We start from the raw sequence: 2409 nt of genomic DNA on the forward strand, positions 1-2409 counted from the left end.
GACACTACAGCTCAATATTAACACCCTGAATGACGCGCTAAACCAAGCAAAAGCCGAGTTAGACATTGCTGACGCAAACCACGCAACAGCAATCACGGACCTGGAACAAACGGTACTGGATGGCGACTCTGCGTTAAGTTCCCGAATCAACGCGCTGGATGTGGCATACAAAGCCGCTGATAGCGCAGCCGCTGCGAACGTTATTGCAGTGGAGCAAGCACTATCAGACGCCGATAGCGCCCTTGCCTCCCGCTTAGACTCTGTAGAAGCTGATTACAAGGCAGCAGATACAGCGGCAGCGGCGAACCTGGCCACGCTTGAGCAAGTCGTTACCGACGCTGACACGGCAATGGCCCAGCGCATTGATACGGTCGAGGCGGACTACAAAGCGGCAGACACCGCCGCGAGTGGGCGAATTAACTCATTAGAGCAAGTTATTACGGATGGTGACAGCGCCCTGGCTGAACGCATTGATCAGGTGGAGGTTGATTACAAAGCCGGTGACACTGCCGCTCATGCTGCGATCACAGCAGCTGAAACAGCCCTGACCAGCGCTGACCAAGCCCTTGCCGAACGGGTTGAGCAGTTTGAAGTGGAGTACGGGGAGTTCACCGGCACAGTGACAGAACAGGCGACTGTAGACGCCACCACTGATCGCATCATGAGTAAGCACCTCAAAGTTTCGGATACGAGTTATACCGTGCGCTCTGAGGGTGAGAAAGTTGAGACGAACGCCAAGATCTCAACCCTGGAGCAAACGCTGGTTGACGCAAACGGGGCGCTGGCAAGCCGTGTGGATATCATTGAGGCGAATTATAAGGCCGCTGACACTGCGACGAACGCAAGCCTAACCTCCCTGGCTCAGACCGTAGCGAATAACGAGTCTGCCAGCGCCTCACGCATGGACCAGATCGAGGCCAGTTACAAAGCCGCTGATGATGGGTTGGCGGATGATATCGCTACGGCAAATGCGTCTATCACGTCGCTGTCGCAAACGGTCACGACAAAAGACCAGGCGCAGAGCACGCGCATGGATAACATCGAGGCAGGTTATCAGTCTGCAGATGACGCTGTACTGGATACTCTGAATGATGAGATCAGTGGTGTAAATGCAGCAATCACAGCGACGAACGCGAGTGTCAGCAGCCTTTCAACCACAGTGGCCAACAACAAGCAGGCGATCAGCACACGCGTGGACAATGTTGAAGCCGCGTATAAGTCGGCAGACGCCGCGACGAACGCCACTGTCGGCACCCTGACGCAAACCGTGGCGAACAACAACACCGCCTCAGCTCAGCGCATGGACACCATTGAGTCACAGTACAAGGCGGCTGACGCCACGCTACAGAGCAACATCAACACCCTATCAACGACAGTCACCACCAACAATAACGCCCTATCCCAGCGGGTGACAACCGTTGAGTCGGATATCGACGGCGAAGGCGGTTTGTCGGCCCGCCTGCAGACAACAGAGCAGGCCATAGCCACGATCAACGATGACGGTTCTGAGGCGTACCAAGCATTATGGAACGTCAAGGCCACAGCTGGCGATATTGACGCGGGGATCGGTTTGGTCGCGGGTAGTGATGGGACCAGCCAAGTGATGATCGCAGCCAGCCAGGTGTTCGCTTATGACCCGAACAACCCAACCGGCAGTAAAACCCCGATGTTCGCCATTGATAACGGCGCTGTCATCATGCCCCGCGCCCTCATCGAAAAAGCGTCTATTGAGGTGTTAGAGTCGCAGCACATTGTCGCTGATGATGTGGTTGCGGGTGTGTCTATTACGTCGCCGGTGATCACGGGCGGGGCATTAAACGGCACGACGTTGAACGTGAATGATAGATTTTCGGTTTCATCGACAGGGCACACCGTTATTCGGTCAGCGACGTCTGGATCGCGAATGGAAATAAACGGTGACAGGATTGATGTTTATGACGGGGCAAATTTAAGGGTTAGATTAGGAAGGCTTTAATGTCGTTTGGATTGCAAACATTCGATCAATATGGGCGAGAACAATTGTATGGCTATCAAGTCAGGAATATTGTTCAAGTAAAGCATGTGGATACTTATACTGAGCCATCGGGCCGGATATGGCCGTATGGCTCTTATTCTGGATCTTTCCGTTGGGTTGTTTCAAGTTGTCCATCATTGGGGTACAAGGCTAGTGTTGTTACGCGACACTCTGATGGTTCAATTAGCTGGAGGCAGGTTACTAATTCAGATCAAGGGGGTGAAGGCGGCGAATATTTCATGATTTTGGGAGTAGTCGAACGATGAGCTTTGGGATGTTATTGAAGAATAATGAAGGCAAAAGCATCATCTATGGCGCAGAAGAAATCCCAATGTGTCAATTTGCTTTTCAGGTGAATATAAACACATCGGCATCTTACTACTATCACAATACAA

The 2409-nt window shown here is 52.6% G+C and carries 1 pseudogene; it reads left to right on the forward strand.

Features of this window, described 5'->3' with window-relative positions:
• Window positions 1-1975, forward strand: a pseudogene (locus tag H511_RS24085) (hypothetical protein); the annotation flags it as partial.
• Window positions 1976-2409: the final 434 nt, after the last annotated feature.

Source organism: Photobacterium halotolerans DSM 18316 (assembly GCF_000425165.1).
In the GTDB taxonomy this organism is placed as follows: Bacteria; Pseudomonadota; Gammaproteobacteria; order Enterobacterales; family Vibrionaceae; genus Photobacterium; species Photobacterium halotolerans.